Origin of the sequence: Staphylococcus felis, from assembly GCF_003012915.1 — a bacterium.
Lineage (GTDB): Bacteria > Bacillota > Bacilli > Staphylococcales > Staphylococcaceae > Staphylococcus > Staphylococcus felis.
The window spans coordinates 1,023,048-1,047,013 of the sequence record NZ_CP027770.1; the positions used below are offsets into that span (position 1 = coordinate 1,023,048).

At 37.2% G+C, this 23,966-nt stretch carries 15 protein-coding genes and 2 pseudogenes; 13 read left to right on the plus strand and 4 right to left on the minus strand.

The genetic code is table 11. The annotated features are described in order from the left end of the window. The first annotated feature begins 224 nt into the window (after positions 1–224). Positions 225–1,379 (plus strand): FAD/NAD(P)-binding protein, encoded by a 1,155-nt coding sequence (locus C7J90_RS04730; protein WP_103208437.1) that lies wholly within the window; start codon positions 225–227, stop codon positions 1,377–1,379. Between the two features lie 79 nt (positions 1,380–1,458). After that, entirely contained in the window at positions 1,459–1,851 is a 393-nt protein-coding gene (locus tag C7J90_RS04735; RefSeq protein ID WP_103208441.1) for an NUDIX domain-containing protein, read from the plus strand. 226 nt (positions 1,852–2,077) lie between these two features. Here the strand turns inward: C7J90_RS04735 and C7J90_RS04740 are convergent, their stop codons facing one another. Continuing rightward, positions 2,078–2,464, minus strand: a complete 387-nt coding sequence (locus C7J90_RS04740) for a hypothetical protein (RefSeq protein ID WP_232618879.1) — start codon at positions 2,462–2,464, stop codon at positions 2,078–2,080. Between the two features lie 67 nt (positions 2,465–2,531). Next, entirely contained in the window at positions 2,532–3,662 is a 1,131-nt protein-coding gene (locus C7J90_RS04745; protein WP_103208439.1) for a PucR family transcriptional regulator, read from the minus strand. Positions 3,663–4,073: 411 nt separating this feature from the next. On the opposite strand from C7J90_RS04745, the pseudogene C7J90_RS12310 reads away from it, so the two are divergent. The 3 genes and pseudogenes from C7J90_RS12310 to ltrA all read left to right on the plus strand — a co-directional run. Further along, positions 4,074–4,185: pseudogene (locus C7J90_RS12310) on the plus strand (YSIRK-type signal peptide-containing protein); the annotation flags it as partial. 302 nt (positions 4,186–4,487) lie between these two features. Beyond that, positions 4,488–11,027 carry an Ig-like domain-containing protein gene (locus C7J90_RS04750; protein ID WP_425319623.1) on the plus strand — a complete coding sequence of 2,180 codons (6,540 nt, stop codon included), beginning with the start codon at positions 4,488–4,490 and terminating at the stop codon, positions 11,025–11,027. 596 nt (positions 11,028–11,623) lie between these two features. Further along, a complete protein-coding gene (gene ltrA / locus C7J90_RS04755; protein ID WP_106465067.1) occupies positions 11,624–12,910 on the plus strand; it encodes a group II intron reverse transcriptase/maturase in 1,287 nt (428 codons plus the stop codon). Positions 12,911–13,078: 168 nt separating this feature from the next. Here ltrA and C7J90_RS04760 read toward each other — a convergent pair whose 3' ends face one another. Continuing rightward, positions 13,079–14,074 carry a YeiH family protein gene (locus C7J90_RS04760; protein WP_406688127.1) on the minus strand — a complete coding sequence of 332 codons (996 nt, stop codon included), beginning with the start codon at positions 14,072–14,074 and terminating at the stop codon, positions 13,079–13,081. A gap of 456 nt (positions 14,075–14,530) precedes the next feature. Next, positions 14,531–15,319 (minus strand): putative hydro-lyase, encoded by a 789-nt coding sequence (locus tag C7J90_RS04765; RefSeq protein ID WP_103209143.1) that lies wholly within the window; start codon positions 15,317–15,319, stop codon positions 14,531–14,533. 148 nt (positions 15,320–15,467) lie between these two features. Between C7J90_RS04765 and C7J90_RS04770 the strand changes: the two genes are divergently transcribed. The 8 genes and pseudogenes from C7J90_RS04770 to trpA all read left to right on the plus strand — a co-directional run bounded on the left by C7J90_RS04770 (position 15,468) and on the right by trpA (position 23,939). Continuing rightward, the gene (locus C7J90_RS04770) at positions 15,468–17,108 is read left to right on the plus strand and encodes an alpha-keto acid decarboxylase family protein (protein ID WP_103209141.1); all 1,641 of its coding nucleotides are present in this window, start codon (positions 15,468–15,470) and stop codon (positions 17,106–17,108) included. 523 nt (positions 17,109–17,631) lie between these two features. Further along, entirely contained in the window at positions 17,632–19,035 is a 1,404-nt protein-coding gene (locus C7J90_RS04775; RefSeq protein ID WP_103209140.1) for an anthranilate synthase component I, read from the plus strand. Further along, positions 19,032–19,595, plus strand: coding sequence for an anthranilate synthase component II (locus tag C7J90_RS04780; protein ID WP_103209138.1), 564 nt, complete (start codon positions 19,032–19,034; stop codon positions 19,593–19,595). The genes C7J90_RS04775 and C7J90_RS04780 overlap by 4 nt, the downstream gene beginning before the upstream one ends. A 3-nt stretch (positions 19,596–19,598) precedes the next feature. Beyond that, a complete protein-coding gene (gene trpD / locus C7J90_RS04785; protein ID WP_103209137.1) occupies positions 19,599–20,603 on the plus strand; it encodes an anthranilate phosphoribosyltransferase in 1,005 nt (334 codons plus the stop codon). Further along, the gene (gene trpC / locus C7J90_RS04790) at positions 20,600–21,370 is read left to right on the plus strand and encodes an indole-3-glycerol phosphate synthase TrpC (RefSeq protein ID WP_103209135.1); all 771 of its coding nucleotides are present in this window, start codon (positions 20,600–20,602) and stop codon (positions 21,368–21,370) included. The genes trpD and trpC overlap by 4 nt, the downstream gene beginning before the upstream one ends. A 6-nt stretch (positions 21,371–21,376) precedes the next feature. Beyond that, positions 21,377–21,988 (plus strand): annotated as a pseudogene (locus C7J90_RS12155) (phosphoribosylanthranilate isomerase); the annotation flags it as partial. Between the two features lie 15 nt (positions 21,989–22,003). Beyond that, a complete protein-coding gene (gene trpB / locus C7J90_RS04795) occupies positions 22,004–23,221 on the plus strand; it encodes a tryptophan synthase subunit beta (RefSeq protein ID WP_232618930.1) in 1,218 nt (405 codons plus the stop codon). Continuing rightward, on the plus strand, positions 23,214–23,939 hold the full coding sequence (trpA, locus tag C7J90_RS04800) for a tryptophan synthase subunit alpha (protein ID WP_103209131.1): 726 nt from the start codon (positions 23,214–23,216) through the stop codon (positions 23,937–23,939). The genes trpB and trpA overlap by 8 nt, the downstream gene beginning before the upstream one ends. Positions 23,940–23,966 lie beyond the last annotated feature (27 nt).

Here is a 23,966-nt window from a genome sequence, read left to right on the forward strand (position 1 = left end):
TATCTCACTAAATATAAATAGCTAATGATGACAGTATTTTGAAATCACTTTGGAGAAAATGTAGCCCTACAAGTTAGATGTTAATTTCGAACTTGTGGGGTGCTTTTTTGATTAACCATCTAAAATTAAAATGCACAGTGACGGATATCATATTATAAGTTGCTTTTCAAACTGATTTCCATTATTATAAATCGTAATTATTACTATTTAAGAAGAGGGATACTATGTTTGAATGGATAATTATCGGTGGAGGTATCCACGCAACAACGATTGCATTAAAATTGAGAGAATTGGGTCTTCCAACGCAACAGTTACGCATTATCGATCCACATGATTATTTAATGGCCAACTTTGATAGACAGACATCGAGAATTGGTATGCCGTATCTACGTTCTCCACTTGTACATCACTGTCATCCAGAGCCGTTTGATTTAAAAAAATTTAGCAAAAAAGAAAAATATGCACAACCTATGAAAGGGCAGTATCAGAGGCCTCGATTAGATATGTTTATGGAACATTCACAGTACTGGATTAAACATTATGGATTAGATTATTGTCATATACGTCATAAAGCAATGTATTTAAACTATTCTAATCATTATTGGACTGTAACGCTTGATAATAACACAGAAATTACTGGTAAATATGTAGTGTTAGCAATGGGGACACATCAAACGCCATTTATCTCCAAAATATTTGAGAATCAACCAGATGTTCAACACATTCATCAAGTAGAAATAGACGATAAACAATCTGTTTCGCATGTTGTCGGAAGTGGTATATCGGCTGGACATTTGACATTGAAATTATTAAAAGAAAGCCAAAAACAAATTCATTTATGGATGAAAAAAGATTTTGAAATACATGACTTTGATGCAGATCCAGGCTGGTTAGGGCCTAAAAATATGAAAACATTCCAAGCTGAAGAAAGCTTAGAAAAACGAATTGAAGTGAATAAAAAAGAAAGACATAAAGGTTCTTTACCTAGAGAAATGTATATTACAATTAAAAATTATGAAAAAGAAGGAAGACTTGTTATTCATCGTGAGCCGATTGAAAAATTGGAAAATCATTGTATTGTAACTCAAAATGAATGTATAGATTATGACGGTATTTATTTAGCGACTGGTTTTGATATAGACTTAATGAGACAACCTTTAATTAAGAACTTAATTACAAAGTATCATGCGCCGCTTATTAAAGGTTTTCCGATTATATCTGAGTCATTAGAATGGATACCTCAAGTTTTTGTTTCGGGCATGCTAGCCGATTTAGAATTAGGTCCTTTTGCAAGGAATATTATGGGAGGAAGACAAGCAGCTCAGCGAATAGGTCAGGTGTATCTTGAGCAGAAACGTTTAGATCAAATTGCCAATTAATAGGAATATGGAGTTTATGGACGTATTAAAAATGGAATGCTATCCTTATAAAGAATGTTAAAAAGGAGAGTGGCATGTGATGATACGTTGCGTATGTCTAGTGGATGTAAGACAAGACTATTTAAGACTTGTACAAGTTAGGCATAGGGAAAAAATGTATTTCCCAGGTGGTAAAATTGAAACAGGTGAGACTCTTGAAGAGGCATTGATTCGTGAAATTAAAGAAGAATTAGACTTAACTTTGTCTCCGGAAGATTTGACATTTATTGGGAAAGTGACAGGTCCAGCATATCCACAGAAAGATGAATTAACAGAATTGAATGGTTTTAAAACGAATCAGCCAATTGATTGGTCGCAGGTTAAAATCCATGCAGAAATTACAAATATTGATTGGGTTCATTTTGATGAAGTTTCATGTATAGCACCAGCAGTATTAACGTGGATTAATACATTTGAAAGAGTAACAGATTAAGAATAAATAGAGAACGTATAAACAAAAAAGTAGAGATTGGGACAAAGGCAGTTTGGATTTGAGTATAACTAGAGCAATTCAAAAATGGATTTCAAAATTTTGAAGGATTGCTCTAAGCTATATCGAAAATGCTTCTTCTTTTGGGGAACCGTTTATCGGTTACCTAGAAGAAAAATCTGCCAAGTTTCAACCTCTACTTTTTTCAATAGAATTGAATAACAGTTTGCTATTGCTCTATTTTATATAAATTTGGGTATAACCCTATACTAGGAATATTGAATCCGATTGTGTAAATTCGAGCTTTTTGCCCTTCTTTAATCTCTTTTTGCAAATGATGACTATCAAACTTATTTCTTAATAAGATATCGCTATTTTCTATTTTAATCGTATCATTGCCACTTTTGAGCTCAACAAATTGTGTTTTTCCAGTTGTAAGTAAGTGATTTTCTTTATATTTTTGAACGATTGTACCTTCGTATGTTTGACGATTCAATTCAGGTAAAATCGTTCCCATGCTAATAAATAAGATTAATATGATAAATGCAATTATAAAAATAAAATTCATCATACGTGAGCCTATTTGATCAAATAAGCGGTAGAGTATATTTTTCAAAAGAGCCCCTCCAAGTATGTCGTTCTATTATTATAGGTGAATCCTATTTGAAAAGAAAGTATTCATTTTAATGTTGGTGTTGGTATAAGATTTGTGCCAATCGTAATAAAACGATACCGTCAACGGTATGAGGATCCCATTTTGTAATTTCATGGATTTTTTTGAGCCGATAGTTTAACGTGTTTCGATGAATAAATAAATCATTTGCAGTTTTGAGGAGTTTTCCATGGTTATTAAAGTATGCTTCTAACGTTTCACCTAAATAATTATCTTCACCAAAATGAATAATCCTTTCATAATTTGATATTAATGAATACTGGTTTAAAAAAGGCGTATCTTGAATTGTATGGCAAATCACTTCTAATTCATAGTCTAAATAACAAAATACACCAATAGTTATGTTCATCTCATCTAACAGTAATTTTAAATGTTTGCAATTACTGTGCGATTGCACAAGACCTCGAATCCCTGACTCAAAGGTGCCAATCGTAATTAGACTATGTTCTTGTATATATTCATCAGAGGATTTCTCAATAAAAGTTTTGATTTCTCTTTCAGTTTCACCTCTATGTTGATTTGATTTAAAGATAAGTAGGTATTCTTGAGGTGAAACTTTGATGATGTCATCATGGGGTAACCGCCAATTTTCCAGAGTATCGCGTACTTTTTTTAATTTAGATTTACTTGAAGTATTAATATAAACTGTTGCGACTACAAACGAATCATCTAAATCTAATTGAGCTTTAAAATGGTTACGATTATATTTTTGAATGTCAGGATGATCACTAAATAAAATATGAGATAACATTTGTGTGCGTGACAGCACTTGATTGAAATCATTTTCTCGTTCGATGTCTTGAGCAATTACATATTCTGCATTAATTTTAATGAGACGCGTGTGTGTTCGTATGTCACTAGGGTGTCCGGATACAATAATGGCACCATAACTTTCATTTTTATATTTAATAGGTGTGATAACTGCTGGGAATGTCATATTCCAAAATTTTAAGTTATCTTCTTCAACTTCAATTGGTAAGTTACGCTGAATAGATAATACGGCGGTAGGATAAATTTCGCCCAAACTTTGTTGATTAGAGGCACTTATGACTTGCCCACTGCGATTAGTAATATAAATGTTGGATTTAAGAACCCCAGCTGCTTGCTTCACAAACTTTTCAGCCCACTGTTTTTTAATCATCTCAATACAGCTCCTATAAATATAATCATATGTAAATTTATCATAAAACTCTAACATTCAACGTGATATAGTCAATGTTTAAAAGTGAGTAAGATAAAATATTTTTTGTTGTTTAAAATTTCAGCGGAAGAATACGCTAAGTATTTGACTCAACTCATGTTGTGCATATTAACAATATTATAAATATATTTTGATGAGAGTACAACTGTATTATTTCCTTTATTTATAGTCTATAAACATATTTGTCAATCTATTTTATAGTGTTCAAAATAATGCATTGCACTATATAGTTGGCATAAAACTATTACCTCGCTCATTTTTATATGATAACATTTATTATGTATTACTCAATATAGTTTCTGGTGATAAGAACACAGTGAGTAAAATGTTGTATAAAGCGAGGGGTAAATAATGGCGAAAAACAATAAGCCTAATTCGAGAAGTCTAGATTTCTTACCAAATAGGCAAAATAAGTATTCTATTCGTAAATTTACAGTAGGAACTGCATCAATTTTAGTAGGTGTTACTCTCCTATTAGGAGCTCATAATGATGCACAGGCTGAAGAAATCAGTCAGAAAGCAAATGCTACCGAAGAAAACACAAAAGAAAATGATGAAGATAATTTGAATTCATTAGAAAATAGTGGCCCAGCAGCAATTGAAGAAGAGCGTGCTGAAGAGGAAGCATCATTACAAGATGATGCGGCAACTTCAACAGAAGAAGATTCAGACGAGGCAGTTCAACCTGCTGAAGAGCCAGTAGTAAATAGTGACAGTAATGAAGTTGAAGCAATTGATAGTAATAGCAACAAAGAAACAATAGAAATGACAGAAGAAAATACGCCATCTCAAAGCAACAGCATCGATAACGAAACATTACAAACACCTCCAGCAGATACTGAAAATACAATCAAAGAGGACAAACCTGAAGTAACAAAATCTTTGGAAACTGATGAAGAAGCGACTCATGATAATAAAGAGCATAATACTGATGTGGTTTTAATCGATTCAGTCGTTGATAGCGAAACAGCAGTAACATATCTTTCTAAGAGCAACAATATATCTAAAGAAAAAGCAACGCAAATTGTCAATAACTTAGGTGTTGATCTTGAAAACGTGACGCCTAAAGCGCTTCAAAAAGCAATAGTTGATGCATTAGCAAATGAACAAAACAAATATGATGTACAAGCATCAACAGCAGCAATTCGTAAGCCAAATGCTTTAACGAATTCATTTGTGACAGGTACAACAAGATTTTTTGTTGCGGTTCAACCTAAACAAGATATACCTCAAAATGAAACTTACCAACCGCACGCTAAACAAGCCCCAACACATTACCGTTATGGTCAAGTTGGTGTTGCCAAAGAAGCTATTGCAAACTTAAATGTCTTGCCAAAAGATGCTAGATATTCATGGAAAGACAATAGCGTTTTCCAAAAAGTGGGCAATCAATTGGCTACAATCGTGGTCACTTATGCTGATAACACAGTAGATGAAGTGAAAGCGCCGATTTTTGTGGCTTATGGATATGAGGAAGATGGAGAAAAGTACAGCGGTGTAGCATATTCTGCTGAGAATAAATTCGAAACAACAAATGCAGATGTATTTATTGCCCCACGTACAGAAGACTTAACATCTGATGAATCGCGTCAAGAAAATACAATTGATTTCTCACTGTCAACAGTATACAACTTGAACAGAGTTACATCCGGTATGACAACTTATATTGAATTAGATGAACGTATTGCAAAGTATGTTACAAAAATCACTGGAAATATTGGTCAAGTAGATGCCGGCGCTAAACCAAATCGTCCATTTGAATGGGAACGCGTACGTAATGCTAAAGGTGAATTGACAAATACTTGGAAACACCGTACATTCAATGCATTAGGTTATTCAGATAAGCAAACATCTGTATTTTTAGGGGATTCTCCGGCTGTTTCACAAGTTAGTGCATCTCAAATTCATTTAGAAGACTCTATTAGAAATTTGATGAATGAAGATACATTGTTACAAAACGGTGATTTAACATTTAGAACATATACAACGAATAAAGATGGACAAATCATCCTAAATACAGACCGTAATAATTATTTCCAAGTTGCAGACGAAGCAAAAGATGAATTAGTAGAAGGTACTAATTTAACTGAAAGAAACTGGTTTAATGATTCTGGTACAATTACGCATTTCGAACCACAAGCAGGACCTAATGGTGGCATCGTATTTGATCAATATATCAATAAAGATTCACGAGGTACTTTAAATGGTTACGGTGCACAACCTAATAAAAACTGGGAATATCGATTTGAGATTGATCCGAGATTATTAAAATATGTAGATGATGTTGAAATACATTATATAAAAGAAGACGGTAAAAGCTGGGAAGTGAGCGAAAGCTTAAAAAATCGTTTTGATAATGAAAGTAATGCCCTAGGTGGAACGAAACGTGAAGGATGGAATGATTTTGAATATCGTTTCAATAATGGAGATAAGATTGAATCTACTTATACTGGAAATCCTACAGATGGTGGACCCCAAACTGGAATCAGTGGTACACGTGGACCAGTAGCATGGTTTGATACTCGAGAACAGTCACAAGATAAACCAAACGGATATAAACATCAAGACAGTGAGTTAAAGCCTGGACAAGGTTATTTTACGTTAGATTCTGTTGCTTCAAATGTAGATGCGAGACAGTTAAACTTTAAGCCAGGTTTAATTGATCCTGCACGTGTAAGGGTTGTTGCAAAATTAAAAGATGGAATAACACTGAATGATGTATTAGGCGAAAATCGAGATGAAAATTTTGCTTTTAGAGGTTATTTAGTTAATAAAAATAATGAAATTATCCCAAGTTCAGCTGGATCAGGTTTTTATCAGGCATTAGATGTTGATGGTGATGGTGTCGCTGATGAAATTGATAATGAAATTGTCATCCCAGATCCACCAACACCTATTGCAGATAATTTTACACCTCAAGGACAAGGGATTGAGACAAACGTTGGAGAAGTACCTGATCCTAAATCAGGCATTACAAATATTAATGAGCTACCAGCTAATGCAACATATCATTGGGAAGTTGTTCCAAATGTGAGTGTACCAACTGAAGAAGGTAATCCAATTGAAGCAAATGTCATTGTAACATATGAAGATGGGTCTCAAGATAAAGTAGCTGTTCCAATTACTGTCAAAGATATTCCAAATGAAGCACCGACAATTACACCAATTGAAGATAAGACAGTGGTAGAAGGTCAGCCAATAGAGGCAATTCCAGTTACAACAACAGATGACAGCGGAGAAAAACCGACGGTAGAAGTGGAAGGATTACCACCAGGATTAACATATAATACTGAAACAGGAGTCATCGAAGGGACACCGGAAGTACCAGACTGGAGAGATGATCTCCCAAATAAAGACTTTGAAGAAGAAAGAGATTACACAGTAACAGTAACGTCAACAGATGGAGACGGAGCGACAACGACAGAAGACTTCACAATCAAAGTCCAAAGAGATACAGATAAAGATGGTAATCCAGATGTAAGAGATACAGATGATGATGGAGACGGCGTACCAGATCAAGACGAACTAGATAACGGAAAAAATCCGAAAGACGGAACAGATCAAAATAACACACCGCCGACAATTACGCCAATCGAAGATAAGACAGTGGTAGAAGGTCAGCCAATAGAGGCAATTCCAGTTACAACAACAGATGACAGCGGAGAAAAACCGACGGTAGAAGTAGAAGGATTACCACCAGGATTAACATATAATACTGAAACAGGAGTCATCGAAGGGACACCGGAAGTACCAGACTGGAGAGATGATCTCCCAAATAAAGACTTTGAAGAAGAAAGAGATTACACAGTAACAGTAACGTCAACAGATGGAGACGGAGCGACAACGACAGAAGACTTCACAATCAAAGTCCAAAGAGATACAGATAAAGATGGTAATCCAGATGTAAGAGATACAGATGATGATGGAGACGGCGTACCAGATCAAGACGAACTAGATAACGGAAAAAATCCGAAAGACGGAACAGATCAAAATAACACACCGCCGACAATTACGCCAATCGAAGATAAGACAGTGGTAGAAGGTCAGCCAATAGAGGCAATTCCAGTTACAACAACAGATGACAGCGGAGAAAAACCGACGGTAGAAGTAGAAGGATTACCACCAGGATTAACATATAATACTGAAACAGGAGTCATCGAAGGGACACCGGAAGTACCAGACTGGAGAGATGATCTCCCAAATAAAGACTTTGAAGAAGAAAGAGATTACACAGTAACAGTAACGTCAACAGATGGAGACGGAGCGACAACGACAGAAGACTTCACAATCAAAGTCCAAAGAGATACAGATAAAGATGGTAATCCAGATGTAAGAGATACAGATGATGATGGAGACGGCGTACCAGATCAAGACGAACTAGATAACGGAAAAAATCCGAAAGACGGAACAGATCAAAATAACACACCGCCGACAATTACGCCAATCGAAGATAAGACAGTGGTAGAAGGTCAGCCAATAGAGGCAATTCCAGTTACAACAACAGATGACAGCGGAGAAAAACCGACGGTAGAAGTAGAAGGATTACCACCAGGATTAACATATAATACTGAAACAGGAGTCATTGAAGGGACACCAGAAGTACCAGACTGGAGAGATGATCTCCCAAATAAAGACTTTGAAGAAGAAAGAGATTACACAGTAACAGTAACGTCAACAGATGGAGACGGAGCGACAACGACAGAAGACTTCACAATCAAAGTCCAAAGAGATACAGATAAAGACGGTAATCCAGATGTAAGAGATACAGATGATGATGGAGACGGCGTACCAGATCAAGACGAATTAGATAACGGAAAAAATCCGAAAGACGGAACAGATCAAAATAACACACCACCGACAATTACGCCAATCGAAGATAAGACAGTGGTAGAAGGTCAACCAATAGAGGCAATTCCAGTTACAACAACAGATGACAGCGGAGAAAAACCGACGGTAGAAGTAGAAGGATTACCACCAGGATTAACATATAATACTGAAACAGGAGTCATTGAAGGGACACCAGAAGTACCAGACTGGAGAGATGATCTCCCAAATAAAGACTTTGAAGAAGAAAGAGATTACACAGTAACAGTAACGTCAACAGATGAAGACGGAGCGACAACGACAGAAGACTTCACAATCAAAATCCAAAGAGATACAGATAAAGACGGTAATCCAGATGTAAGAGATACAGATGATGATGGAGACGGCGTACCAGATCAAGACGAACTAGATAACGGAAAAAATCCGAAAGACGGAACAGATCAAAATAACACACCACCGACAATTACGCCAATCGAAGATAAGACAGTGGTAGAAGGTCAGCCAATAGAGGCAATTCCAGTTACAACAACAGATGACAGCGGAGAAAAACCGACGGTAAAAGTAGAAGGATTACCACCAGGATTAACATATAATACTGAAACAGGAGTCATCGAAGGGACACCGGAAGTACCAGACTGGAGAGATGATCTCCCAAATAAAGACTTTGAAGAAGAAAGAGATTACACAGTAACAGTAACGTCAACAGATGAAGACGGAGCGACAACGACAGAAGACTTCACAATCAAAGTCCAAAGAGATACAGATAAAGATGGTAATCCAGATGTAAGAGATACAGATGATGATGGAGACGGCGTACCAGATCAAGACGAACTAGATAAAGGGACTAATCCAAAAGACTCTAGTGACACACCTGATGTTGTAGCACCAGATGCACCGAAAGTGAACAATCCACAACCAGGAGATAAAGAAGTGACTGGAACAGGAGAACCAGGAACAACAGTTGTCGTAACATTCCCGAATGGAGAAACAGGCACAGGAAAAGTGGATGAGAAAGGAAACTGGAGTGTACCAGTACCACCAACAGAAGTGCTGGAAGAAGGAGAAATCATTACAGTTGTCAACAAAGATAACAACGGTAACACATCAGAGCCAGGAACAGGAACAGTAACAGATACAATCGCGCCAGATGCACCGAAGGTGAACAATCCACAACCAGGAGATAAAGAAGTGACTGGAACAGGAGAACCAGGAACAACAGTCGTCGTAACATTCCCGAATGGGGAAACAGGCACAGGAAAAGTGGATGAGAAAGGAAACTGGAGTGTATCAGTACCACCAACAGAAGTGCTGGAAGAAGGAGAAGTCATTACAGTTGTCAACAAAGATAACAACGGTAACACATCAGAGCCAGGAACAGGAACAGTAACAGATACAATCGCGCCAGATGCACCGAAGGTGAACAATCCACAACCAGGAGATAAAGAAGTGACTGGAACAGGAGAACCAGGAACAACAGTTGTCGTAACATTCCCGAATGGGGAAACAGGCACAGGAAAAGTGGATGAGAAAGGAAACTGGAGTGTATCAGTACCACCAACGGAAGTGTTGGAAGAGGGAGAAGTCATTACAGTTGTCAACAAAGATAACAACGGTAACACATCAGAGCCAGGAACAGGAACAGTAACAGATACAATTGCGCCAGATGCACCGAAGGTGAACAATCCACAACCAGGAGACAAAGAAGTGACTGGAACAGGAGAACCAGGAACAACAGTTGTCGTAACATTCCCGAATGGGGAAACAGGCACAGGAAAAGTGGATGAGAAAGGAAACTGGAGTGTATCAGTACCACCAACAGAAGTGTTGGAAGAAGGAGAAATCATTACAGTTGTCAACAAAGATAACAACGGTAACACATCAGAGCCAGGAACAGGAACAGTAACAGATACAATTGCGCCAGATGCACCGAAGGTGAACAATCCACAACCAGGAGACAAAGAAGTGACTGGAACAGGAGAACCAGGAACAACAGTTGTCGTAACATTCCCGAATGGGGAAACAGGCACAGGAAAAGTGGATGAGAAAGGAAACTGGAGTGTATCAGTACCACCAACGGAAGTGTTGGAAGAGGGAGAAGTCATTACAGTTGTCAACAAAGATAACAACGGTAACACATCAGAGCCAGGAACAGGTATCGTTACAAGTGATAAAACTGTAACTGGTAAAGGTGAGCCAGGAGAAACGGTTCTTGTGACATTGCCAAGTGGAGATGTTGTCCCATGTGAAGTGGATGAGAACGGTAATTGGCTAGTCAATATTCCGGCGAATGAAAAAGTAAATGTTGGTGACATGATAGCTGTGAAAGATCATAAAGGTAATATGAGTAAATCAAAAGTAGAAATGTTACCGGAAACAGGATCAAATGGTGAAAATCATACAGCTTTATTCGGAGGATTAATGGCTGGATTAGGATCATTATTCTTAATCGGAAGACGCCGTAAACATCAAGAAGAAAAATAACTGTTAAAGTTAAAAAACTGAGATGAACATAACTCAATAATCATTAAAATCCGAGGTTTTCGTAAAATTTACAAAAGCCTCGGATTTTTCTGTGCGCCCGGCATGGGTAACATCTTGACGGTGAAAGTCCGTTACAGGCTTGGTAGTAGGAACTGTTAGCGAAAGACAAGGGTGTCCATTGCGAAGTGGAATCTGAAGGAAGTCGGACGCAAACACTCGCACTGACGAACAGAAACATCATACAAGGCTATGTAGAATGGATGAATCTGCAGAACAAGATAAAGTCCAATACTACCCGAGTTCTATATAGTAAATGATGCGGTGGCATGAGTGGAAAGAGGTTACATCTTACCCGGGGAGGTCTCATCAGCGGTACTCTACCGTAGTAACAACGAATGATGAGAAGTCAGCAGAAGTCATAGTAGGGAAAATGTACCGAAGGACTGAACAATATTCAATACAAAGTAAAGATTGGAGGTTATAGATTTACGACGTACAGAATACGGTTTAATCGGCAGCTTATGGAAGGATAAGTAGTGGAACGAAAAAAAAGAATACATAAGTGTGTACAGTAAATCTTAGGTGAAATGAAAGAAATGTATCGTAAGTCTCCATCATTGATGGAGCTTGTTGTAAGACCAGACAACATAGAAAAAGCTATCAAGAAAGTTAAGAAAAACAAAGGTGCTCCTGGAATTGACGGCATGAAAGTCAGTGAACTTCGTGCTCACTTTGCGCAGTACTTTTCACAGATAACGAAAAAACTGCTTGAAGGCACATACCAACCTCAAGCAGTTCGAAAAGTGCAAATTCCCAAACCAAATGGGAAAATGCGTGTGCTTGGTATCCCTGTCGCTAGAGACAGGGTAATACAACAAGCGATTAAACAAGTGATTGAACCCAGCATCGACCGAACATTTTCGAATCATAGCCATGGTTTCAGACCTAATCGTAGCACAGGAACAGCACTTAAGCAATGCGCTATTTACTACGAAGAGGGCTATAAAATAGCCGTGGATTGTGATTTGAAACAGTGCTTTGACATGTTAAATCATGATAAGCTGATGTATTTGTTCGAACGCCATGTTCAAGATAAGTCAATTTCAACATTTATCCGTAGAAGTTTACAAGTAGGTGCCATTGACCTATCTGGCGAAGTCGCAGAAAGAAAGATAGGTGCACCACAAGGGGGCGTTATCTCTCCTTTACTATGTAATATCTATCTACATGAACTGGATAAAGAACTCGAAAAGCGTGGACACCGGTTTGTACGCTATGCAGATGACTTTGTCATCTTTGTACGGACAAAACGTGCAGGTGAACGCGTAATGATGAGTGTAACGAAATTCATTGAAAAGCAACTGAAGTTGGCTGTCAATGAAGATAAAAGCAGAATAGGAGCAGTCACACGTTTAAAGTTCTTGAGTTGTCTAATAACCAAGGTAAATGGGGTTTGTCGTTTCAGACCGACTACGGAAGCAAAAAGAAATTTAATACGCGTCTTAAGGAAAATAACGAAACGAAATAGACCCGGTACCTTTAAAGACATTATCACTGAAATTAACCAAGTGACGAGAGGCTGGATAAATTACTTTGGTAGAGGTTTTATTAGAGAATTTATTGAAAACACGCAATCTTGGTTAAACCGCCGACTTAGACAACTCATACTTAAACGGTGGAAAAGAGTAAGAACTAAGTATAAGATGTTGCGCCAATATGGTCTTGACCATAGAAGTGCGATGAAAATCGCACAGTCTCGAAAAAAGTACTGGCGACTATCAAACACGCACGAGGTTCATCGTGCACTTACAACAAAACAACTCTACAAGTGGGGACTGATACCATTAACCCAGCTTGCAGAGTTGGCTTACGCAAGATATTGAACCGCCGAGTACGGAACCGTACGCTCGGTGGTGTGAGAGGACGAGTAGTCAATTAATGGCTACTCTCCTACTCGATTTTAATTCTCTAAACCTTAAACATACAGTTTTGAAGTGCCATCGTTATCGCTGTGATTGATTTAAATAGGACTTAAGTGATGCTAACAAGGGTTAGGAAAGCATACCAGTTATCAAAAGAATCATTAAACTTGTCAAAATGAGAATACACCAAGTGATTAAACCAAGTAAAAGCGGTTTGAAGCCCGCAGATTTAAAGTGTTGAATTTTAACTGATAATCCAACGCCAGCGAGTGCCATCGTAATCAAGAACATTGCAATTGTTTTAAATAGTGCAATGATATCTGTAGAGAAGTTAAAAATAGTACTGATAAGAGAAGCAAGCATAAACCCAATAATAAATTGAGGCATGATATTCCAAATTGATATTTTATTTGATGAATGCGTTTGATAATGGTGTCTTTTGAAATTCCACAAAGCAAGGCCGATTGTTACCGGAATAATAAATAATGTACGGGTCAGTTTGACAATTGTCGCGACTTCCAATGCTTTTGAGCCATAAATAGAACTGGCCGCTACCACACTAGATGTATCATTAATCGCTGTACCACTGAAAAAACCAAAAGTGGTTTGATCCATTTGAAATAAGTAACCTAAATAGGGAAAAAGAATGACGCCAAGTAAATTGAATAAAAAGATGGTTGATATACTTAGCGCAATCACATGTTCACGTGCTTTGATGACAGGACTTGTTGCTGCAATAGCTGAACCACCACATATTGCTGTACCTACTCCAATTAGAATGCCCGTATTTAAGTCTATTTTGAGGCATCGGATAAGTATTATTATTGTAACAAGGCATACAAGTAAAGTAATTAGAATAATGGGAAGGGATCGTAATCCCACGTCACCAATTTGACTTAAACTTAATGTGAATCCAAGCATAATAATGCTATAATGTAAGACATTTTTACTACTAAATGTAATGCCGGGGTGTAATGAATGTGACAAACTTAAGGTGTTGTTCAGTAAGATACCTATTAGTATTGCAAAAATGGCACTTCCAATAATGGGAAAAAAGTGTCCTAAAATTGTTGAGATTATCGCAATTATACATGTTAGGAAAATGCCCTTTAAATATTTAATCATAATCGTGTTCCTTTCAATATGATAAAAACAAAGATGTTAAAAGAATAATTCAAGCGAGATGCAATTTGCCCTGGCAATATTTTCTTCAAGAAAAGTGATAATCGGTGTTTTGCAAGTAGGATTCTCGACATAATGTCATGACTCGGTAAAATTTGGGGAGTCTAGGACTTATTTTCTGGGAATTGATAAACGGTGTCCCAAAAGCAGGATTTTCGGCAGAACGCCATAGCTCAGCAAAATTAAAAAACAATTTTGTTCGCTATGAGGTTCTGCTCAAATCCTAAGCGCTTTTGTCGCAACCTCCGCGCTCAACAACCTTGATAGACGGTGTTTCGCATGCAGAGTTTTCGGCATAACTTCGCAATTCTTCAAAATTTGAGGAACAATTTTTTGAATTGCTCGAGTTATGCTCAAACTCTAAGCGCATGCTCAACAACCTTTTGATAAATGTTATTTTTAGTTTTTAAGAAAAGTTTCCTTTTTATCAGTAATAAACATATAACCCGGGGAATGTGTAATCATTAGGTCGGGTTTTGTTTTTAATGCTACAGATTGAGGGGTTACTCCGCATGCCCAAAAGACTGGGATTTCATCGTCATGAATATTTACAGGTTGGCCATAGTCGGGTTTATTAATGTCTTTGATACCAATAACAGATGGATTACCGAGGTGTAATGGTGTGCCGTGTGTGGCACGATAATGACTCGTAATATCAACAGCTTCGATAGCTTGAGCCGGTGTCATTAGGCGCATACTTACAGTGACTGGACCATGAAAAATACCTGCTGGCTGAGTTTGTATATTTGTAACGTACATAGGGACGTTATGTCCTTCTTCGATATGACGTACGGGGATTTTTGCATCTAATAGTGCGCGTTCAAAAGAAAAGCTACAACCGATCAAAAAGCATACCATATCTTCGTTATAGTATGCTTCAATATGATTTGTTTCTTCTATAAAAACCCCGTTTCGATAAATACGATAATGACCTACGTCATAGCGGATATCCGCATGAGGTGCAAAGTTAGGAAAATGAACAGCACCGTCCTCAGTTATATCGAGTACAGGACACGGTTTAGGATTTCGTTGACAAAACTTCAAAAAGTCGTAAGCATCATGTTTAGGTAAAATGACTACATTTGCTTGGATATAACCAGTTGAGATCCCGCTTGTGGGCTGATTGATCTGGCCTTTGCGTATTTTTTCTCTAGCTTCATGTGGTAATAAATCGCCTAAATCTTCCATAAAATCCCTCCTAAGTCTAGCTTTGATTAAAGTATAGATGTTTATTTTGAGAAGTGCAATGGGTCTTATAGGTCAATAGAGTTGCCTTAATTAAAGTTGGAATGTAGAATATAGATGTATGGAATTTAATAGAAGGATGGGGTATTAAATGAAGAGACGAGTAGGACAATTTTTAATAGATGAAATTGCAAAGTACAACGTTGATAAAATATTTGGCGTTCCTGGAGATTTCAACCTAGCCTTTTTAGATGATATCATAGCCCACGATCAGCTAGAATGGGTCGGAAATACGAATGAACTAAATGCAAGTTATGCTGCTGATGGCTATGCCCGTATTAAGGGGCTTTCTGCTTTAGTGACGACATTTGGTGTAGGAGAATTAAGCGCAATTAATGGTATTGCAGGTTCATATGCTGAAAATGTCCCAGTCATCGCTATTACAGGGGCACCAACAATTCAAGCTGAAAAGTCGGGGCGCTATATACACCATTCACTTGGAACTGGAACTTTTGATGATTATCGCAAAATGTTTGAACCTATTACAACGACTCAGGCATACATTACGACAGATAATGCACTTGAAGAAATACCAAGAGTCATACAAGCTGCGTATGATGAAAAGCGTCCAGTTCATATTCATTTGCCAATTGATGTAGCAATGAAAGAGATAGACGTACCAGAGCGCGTGGAATACCCTGAAAAAACGAGCTTTGACTTAACAGCGACAATGTCTAAAGTGGAAAAGGCATTGAAAAATGCGCAACAACCTACACTGATTGTGGGGCATCAAATTAACAGTTATCATCTACATGATGAAGTACAGGCATTAGCTGAAAAGATGAATTTACCAGTTGCCCAACTTTCTTTTGGTAAAACTGCATTTAAAGAGTCTTCATCTCAATATATGGGAATATATGATGGTAGTATTGCGGCACCGCGCATTCGAGACTATGTCGATCAAAGTGACTTGATTATTTTGTTAGGTGCTAAATTAACAGATTCTGCGACTGCAGGTTTTTCACAAGGATTTGATGAAGAGTCGATTATCACGTTAAATCATAAAGATATTAAAATACAAAATGAAGTAATACAACAACCATCATTGTCGGACATTGTTTCAGCATTTAAGGATATTGATTATCAATTTGAAGGTCATTATCCCAAATATGAATGGCCTAGGGAAAATCAATATAGTCTCAATGATGCGCCGTTAACTCAAAAAAAATATTTCGACATCATACAATCGTTTATACGTTCAAATGATGTGATTTTAGCTGATCAAGGGACGTCATTTTTTGGTGGTTATGATTTAGCATTGCCAGATGGGGCGACTTTTATTGGTCAACCGCTATGGGGGGCAATAGGCTATACATTGCCTGCAACATTGGGGGCACAACTTGCTGATCGAAGTCGACGTCATATATTGTTGATTGGTGATGGGTCACTACAACTTACTGTTCAAGAAATCTCAACAATGATACGTCAGAAACTTCATCCAATTATATTTGTTATTAATAATGATGGTTATACAGTTGAACGTAAAATTCATGGCGAGACTGAACCATATAATGATATACAAATGTGGGATTATAAAGCACTACCAGCGCTGTTTGGCGGTCGAAATGTGCCTACGCATGACGTCAAAACATCACAAGAATTATATGATACATTAAAACAAATCGAAAATAACCCTAATCAAATGCATTTTGTTGAGGTGCATATGGATGTTCACGATGCACCTGAAAAGCTTGAAAAAATTTCGAAAGTGTTTGCTGAACAAAATAAATGATGATTTATTCGAAAAAGTGTTGACATTTAAATGAAAAGACCTTATAGTATGAATTATCAAAAAACAAATTAGATTGATAGAGTAGTTTTTATGCGTTGTAGCCAATAGAAAGCTAACGGGTGATGTAAGTTAGCACAGCATAAAAATGAACTGGGCAATCTGATGTATAATATACGAATAATGAATTTAAAGTATGAGAGATTGAATTTTATCTATTCCTCTTTAAACTAAGGTGGCACCACGGTAACGCGTCCTTATAGTGAAGCGTTATTGTGGTGTTTTTATATTAAATATGAGGTAAAAATAAGTAGTTTGAGATTAAGGTAGCATTAGAAAGTGAACGGTTGATGCAAGTTCACACCTCCTCAAATGAATTGGGTTTTACTGAAAGCAGCTAATTGAATCAATAATGAGTGAATAGTCGTGTACAGACTATTAATGAAGGTGGTACCGCGTGCAAGCGTCCTGAATAATACAAGGGATGTTACACGCGGTTTTTTGTTTGAATGAGAGGAGGCATTTTATGAAATATGTATATAAGGTATTGGATGCATCGATTAATCCAGAAACATTAGCACGTCATAAAGAAAAGAAGATATTGTTAGAGAGTGCATCTACACAAGAGATGAAAGGGCGATATTCAATTGTTGCATTTGAAAAGAGTGGCGAAATGATACTTAAAGAAAAAGCACTGCACGTCACAGTAGGAGCCCAAACAGATGTGATAACAGAAGCGCCATTTAATGCGTTAAAAGAACTGATAGCGTCATATCAACAAGATATAGTAGATGAACAGTTACAAGCATTACCGTTTGTATCAGGATTAATAGGTTCATGTAGTTTTGATTTAGTCCGACATGCATTTCCTACTTTAAGACAGACATCAATTGATGAACAAGGCGATGATGTTCATTTATATATGATTGAATCCGTCTATGTATTTGATCATTACAAAGAACAAATCTATCTTATTGCGACTAATTTATTCTCAGGTGAAAGTGATGAACGATTAAATCATCGTCTCAAAGCGATGGAGGATGAATTTAAAGCGATTGAATTATTTGAAACGCCTTTACATCATCATTTTGGAAAGCCTGAAATTGAAACGAGTGATACAGATGAATCCTTTATAAGACAAGTAGCCTATTTTAAATCGCTCACACAACAAGGTGATATTTTTCAAATCGTACCGTCAAGGATATATCGTTATAAGCATTATTTTGGTAACCAAAGAGGACCTTACAGTTATCGCTTATATCAAAGTTTAAAGCGTAAAAACCCGAGCCCATATATGTTTTATGTCAATATGAGTGATGATATTTTAGTTGGGAGTTCACCAGAAAGTTTTGTGAGAGTGCGTGGTGACCAAGTGATGACGAATCCTATTGCAGGAACAGCTAAACGCGGACAAACAATTGATGAAGATTATAAAATTGAAAAAGCACTGATTCAAGATGAAAAGGAACTCAGCGAACATCATATGCTTGTCGATTTAGGACGAAATGACATCTTGAGGATTGCTAAACAAGGCTCTTTGGAAATACCGAAGCTAATGATGGTTGAACGATATGAACATGTAATGCATATTGTCAGCGAAGTCACAGCTACAGTTGACTCAAATTTATCTGCTATTGATATCATTGCCAGTTTACTTCCAACAGGGACTGTATCTGGGGCACCGAAGTTAAGAGCAATACAAAGAATATATGAACAAAAACCTGTCAAACGTGGTGTATATAGTGGCGGAGTGGGATACATTAATTGCAATGGTGATTTAGATTTAGCATTAGCTATTCGTACAATGGTAATTGACAATCAATATGTGAATGTTGAAGCAGGATGTGGTGTAGTCTATGATTCAGTACCGGAAAAAGAATTAGAGGAAACACGACTAAAAGCTAAAAGTTTACTGGAGGTGACATTATGATCCTTGTCATCGATAATTATGATTCCTTTACTTACAACTTAGTGGATATGCTCAGAAACTTTGATGAAGTTGTGATCAAGTATCCTGATGATGATTCATTATATCATCTAAAACCGGACGCTGTTGTTATTTCGCCCGGACCTGGACACCCTGCTGATACATCTCATTTAATGCGTATCATTGATTTCTATAAAGAATTACCGATTCTAGGGGTTTGTTTAGGAGCACAAGCACTTTATCATTACTATGGTGGAAAAGTTAGAGTAGGAGAACAGGTGATGCATGGCAAGGTGGATAGGATTCAGTTTGAAGCCCCAAGTATTTTGTATCAGCATATATCAGAATATTCAGAAATAATGAGATATCATTCCTTGATATGTGATGAAGAAACATTGCCTAATATGCTTATAGTAACAGCACGTACCAAAGACTGTATACAATCATTTGAACATCGAGAACGATACCATTATGGGATCCAGTATCACCCTGAGTCATTTGCGAGTATTCAAGTTAAAGATATAGTTAAACAATTTATTAAGTGTTATCGAAAGGTGGGATAGCCCATGACTTTACTAAAAAAAATAATGACCAATCAATCATTGACAAAAGAAGATATTCATCAGCTGGCAAGCCTTTTAATTTCAGAAACGGAATCAGACGAAGAAAAATTAGCATTGCTTATTGCATACACAATGCGAGACGATTCTTCAAAAGAATTATATGCACTATGTAAAAGCTTGATTCATTCCACATATGAAACACAGCCCTATTACCCTAATGCTATCTGTGTATGTGGGACGGGTGGTGATGGATCAAATAGTTTTAACATTTCAACAACGGTTTCTTTTGTCGTAGCAAGTGCGGGTGTTCCTGTCATTAAACATGGCAACAAGAGTATTACATCAAAGTCTGGAAGTACAGATTTATTAGAGGCTTTAGGTGTGATACCAACACAAGTAAAAGACGTGGAAAAAGTAGTAAATCAAAATCAGTTAGCATTTATTAGCGCAACTGACTCATATCCTGTGATGAAGCATGTTCAAAGTATAAGACGTAAAATTCCAACACCTACAGTTTTTAACTTGATGGGCCCTATCATTAATCCATTTGCGTTAGATTATCAAGTAATGGGGGTATATGACCCGACAAAAATGCATCATATAGCGAAAGTATTATACCAACTTGGCCGTAAAAGAGCTTTAGTGATTCATGGCGCAAATGGCATGGATGAAGCGTCATTATCAGGTGATAATAAAGTGATTGAAGTATCACAAGCATTAGGACTTCGTGAATATACTGTTAATGCACAAGATTACGGATTGAGATATGCAACAGATGAAGCGTTACGAGGAGGTTCAGCTGAAGAGAATAAAGAGATAACGCTGAATATTTTACGTGGTGAAGATCGTACAGTACGACGAGATGTGGTCATATTGAATGCAGGTCTAGCCTTATATGCCGCAGAAAAAGTGACATCCATACAGGACGGTATCATTTTAGCAGCGGAATTGATTGATACAAAGCGAGCTTATCAACAATATGAAAGATTGCGAGGTGTACAGATATGACAGTTTTAGATGAAATTGTAGCATACAAAAAAACGTTATTATCATCAGGATATTATGAGTTAAAACTCAATCAGTTTGAAGCAATTGATGTGAGTGCTAAACAAAAGTTAAGCGCAGCTTTACAATCATCGTCAGAAATAGGTGTTATTGCTGAAATAAAATCTAAAAGTCCGACAGTTTCAGATATACCGCAAAAAGATTTAAAAGCACAGTTAGATGCATACAGCAATGCGTCAGCCATTTCGATATTAACAGATGAGGTCTATTTTGAAGGCAGTTATGAAAGGCTTTATGATTTAACACAGCAAACAAAACTACCTGTACTATGCAAAGATTTTATGATTGATAAGAGACAGATTGACCTTGCGAAAAAAACGGGAGCATCCATTATTTTACTCATTGTAAATATATTAAGTGATGAAAAATTACATGAACTATACAATTATGCGTGTGATTTAAACTTGGAAGTTCTGATAGAAGTGCACAGCAAGGAAGAATTAAAGCGTGCGCATCAACTTCAACCAGAATTAATTGGAATTAATAATCGAGACTTAAAAACATTTATAACTGATGTGAATCATACTGTTGATATATTACAGACAAAACGTCCGAACACGCATTATATTTCAGAGAGTGGTATCCGCTCACGTGAAGACATTGAACGGTTAACAAATGCAGGAATATCTGGAGTACTAGTAGGTGAAACGTTAATGAAAGCAGAAGACCCCCATACACTTATTGAGTCATTCAAAGTGAAAAAAGGGTGAGTTCAAATGTATATCAAATATTGTGGTTTTACAAGGCAACAAGATGTGCAGAATGCAGTGGATTTAAACGTGAATGCGATTGGCTTTATCACTTATTCCAAAAGTTCTCGGTATGTTTCTATCGACGAGATACAAGAACTCACGCATTTGATACCGAATCATATTGAACGTGTGGCAGTAGTTGTGAACCCGTCATTTCAATTTATTGAGAAATTGCTCAAAGACACAAACATAAATGCGATTCAATTTCATGGCAATGAACCTCAGACATTGATTCAACAAGTGCGAGAGGCTTATCCAGATATCAATCTTATACGTGCATTGCCAGCTAACCATCATTTATTGAAAAAGATGAAGCAATATCAACATGATGTAGATAGGTTCATCATTGATACACCTTCAACTCAATTAGGTGGGACGGGGCAAACTTTTGACTGGCAACACCTTAACCAAATTAAAGATATTGATTATATTGTAGCTGGTGGTTTGAATGAAGCAACCATTCCTCGTCTTTTACAAGAGTATCCGAATATTCAAGGCGTGGATGTTGCGAGTGGTATAGAAAGTCAAAAAGGGATTAAAAACCAAAATAAAATGATAAAGATAAAACAATTATTGAAAGGAGCAAGTAAGATGTCAAAAATACAATTACATGCAGATGAAAACGGATTTTTTGGTGAATATGGTGGGCGATTTGTTCCTGAAACGCTCGTTCCTGCTATTCAAGAGTTAAAAGAGGCCTATGATAAAGCGAAAAATGATCCGGATTTTATGAAAGAATATCAATATTACTTAAAACATTACGTCGGTCGAGAATCTCCATTAACGTATGCAGAATCGTATACGAAAGAATTGGGTGGCGCAAAAGTTTATCTTAAACGTGAAGATTTAAATCATACAGGTGCACATAAGATTAATAACGCTTTAGGACAAGCACTATTAGCTAAACGAATGGGCAAAAGAAAGCTTGTTGCTGAAACAGGAGCAGGACAACATGGTGTAGCAAGTGCGACGGTGGCGGCATTATTTGACATGGAACTCATTGTATTTATGGGTGAAGAAGATATTCGTCGTCAACAATTGAATGTTTTTCGTATGGAGCTACTCGGTGCAAAAGTGGTTTCAGTAACAGATGGTCAAGGTACATTGTCTGATGCAGTGAACAAGGCGTTGCAATATTGGGTATCACATGTTGATGATACACATTATTTACTAGGATCTGCACTAGGACCAGATCCATTCCCAACAATGGTTAGGGATTTTCAGCGTGTTATAGGTGATGAGATTAGAGCACAAGTTTTAGAAACAGAGTCCCGTCTTCCAGATGCTGTCGTTGCTTGTATTGGTGGAGGTTCGAATGCAATCGGTACATTCTATCCTTTTATTGAAGATGAAAGTGTAAAATTATATGGTGTTGAAGCGGCAGGAGAAGGCGCTGACACACAACGACATGCTCTTGCAATCAACAAAGGAAAAAAAGGTGTGTTACATGGTACAAAGATGTATTTAATACAAGATGATCAAGGTCAAATTGAGTTGGCTCATTCAATTTCTGCTGGTCTTGATTATCCAGGTGTTGGACCTGAGCATTGTTACTATCACGATATTGGTCGTGTTGAATATCAAACAGCTACAGATACTGAAGCAATGGAAGCATTAATCCGTTTTACAAAATTAGAGGGGATTATTCCAGCAATTGAAAGCGCGCATGCTTTAAGCTACGTGGAAAAATTAGCGCCTTCTATGAGTAAAGATGACATTATTGTGGTGACTGTATCAGGACGTGGAGATAAAGATATGGATACGATTCGTCAATACATGAAAGAACATGGAGGAGTTAATCATGACTAAACAACTAGTGACATATATTATGGGCGGTATGAGATTTATTGATGAACTACGAGCTTTAGATGATGTTGGTGTTGACTATGTTGAAGTAGGCATACCATTTTCGGACCCTGTAGCAGATGGTCCGACGATTATGCAAGCTGGTCAAGAAGCTATTCAAGATCAAATGACAACTCAAAAAATATTCGACGCTTTGAAGTCAGTCAAGGATGATGTGAAGACGCGCATTGTATTAATGACGTATTATCATTCTATCGAAACGTATGGTGAGGCAGCGTTTATACAAGCAGCAGAAGAAGCTGGCGTGTATGGTCTCATTATTCCAGACATGCCACATGAATATATCGTACAATTAAAAGAGAAATATCCGAAACGCCAAATCAAGTTAATTTCGCTTATTGCGATGACAGCCAACCAAGAAAGAAGAGAAACGATTGCGAGACAAGCAGAAGGATTTATTTATACAGTTACAATGAACGAAGTCACGGGGCAAAATGGGACATATCATCCAGAGCTGAAAACGCATATTCAAGACATTAAAAAGATTGCCCAAGTCCCAGTCTTTGCTGGATTTGGTATTCGGACACCAGCACACGTTCAAAGTATTACGGAAGTGGCAGACGGTGTTGTGGTAGGGAGTGAAATTGTTAAGCGATTTAAACAAGAAGGCATTGCTCAAACGAAAGCGTACGTTCAATCATTGTGTGATGTATTAGACTAGTAAGCATAAACGATGATTAATTGACTC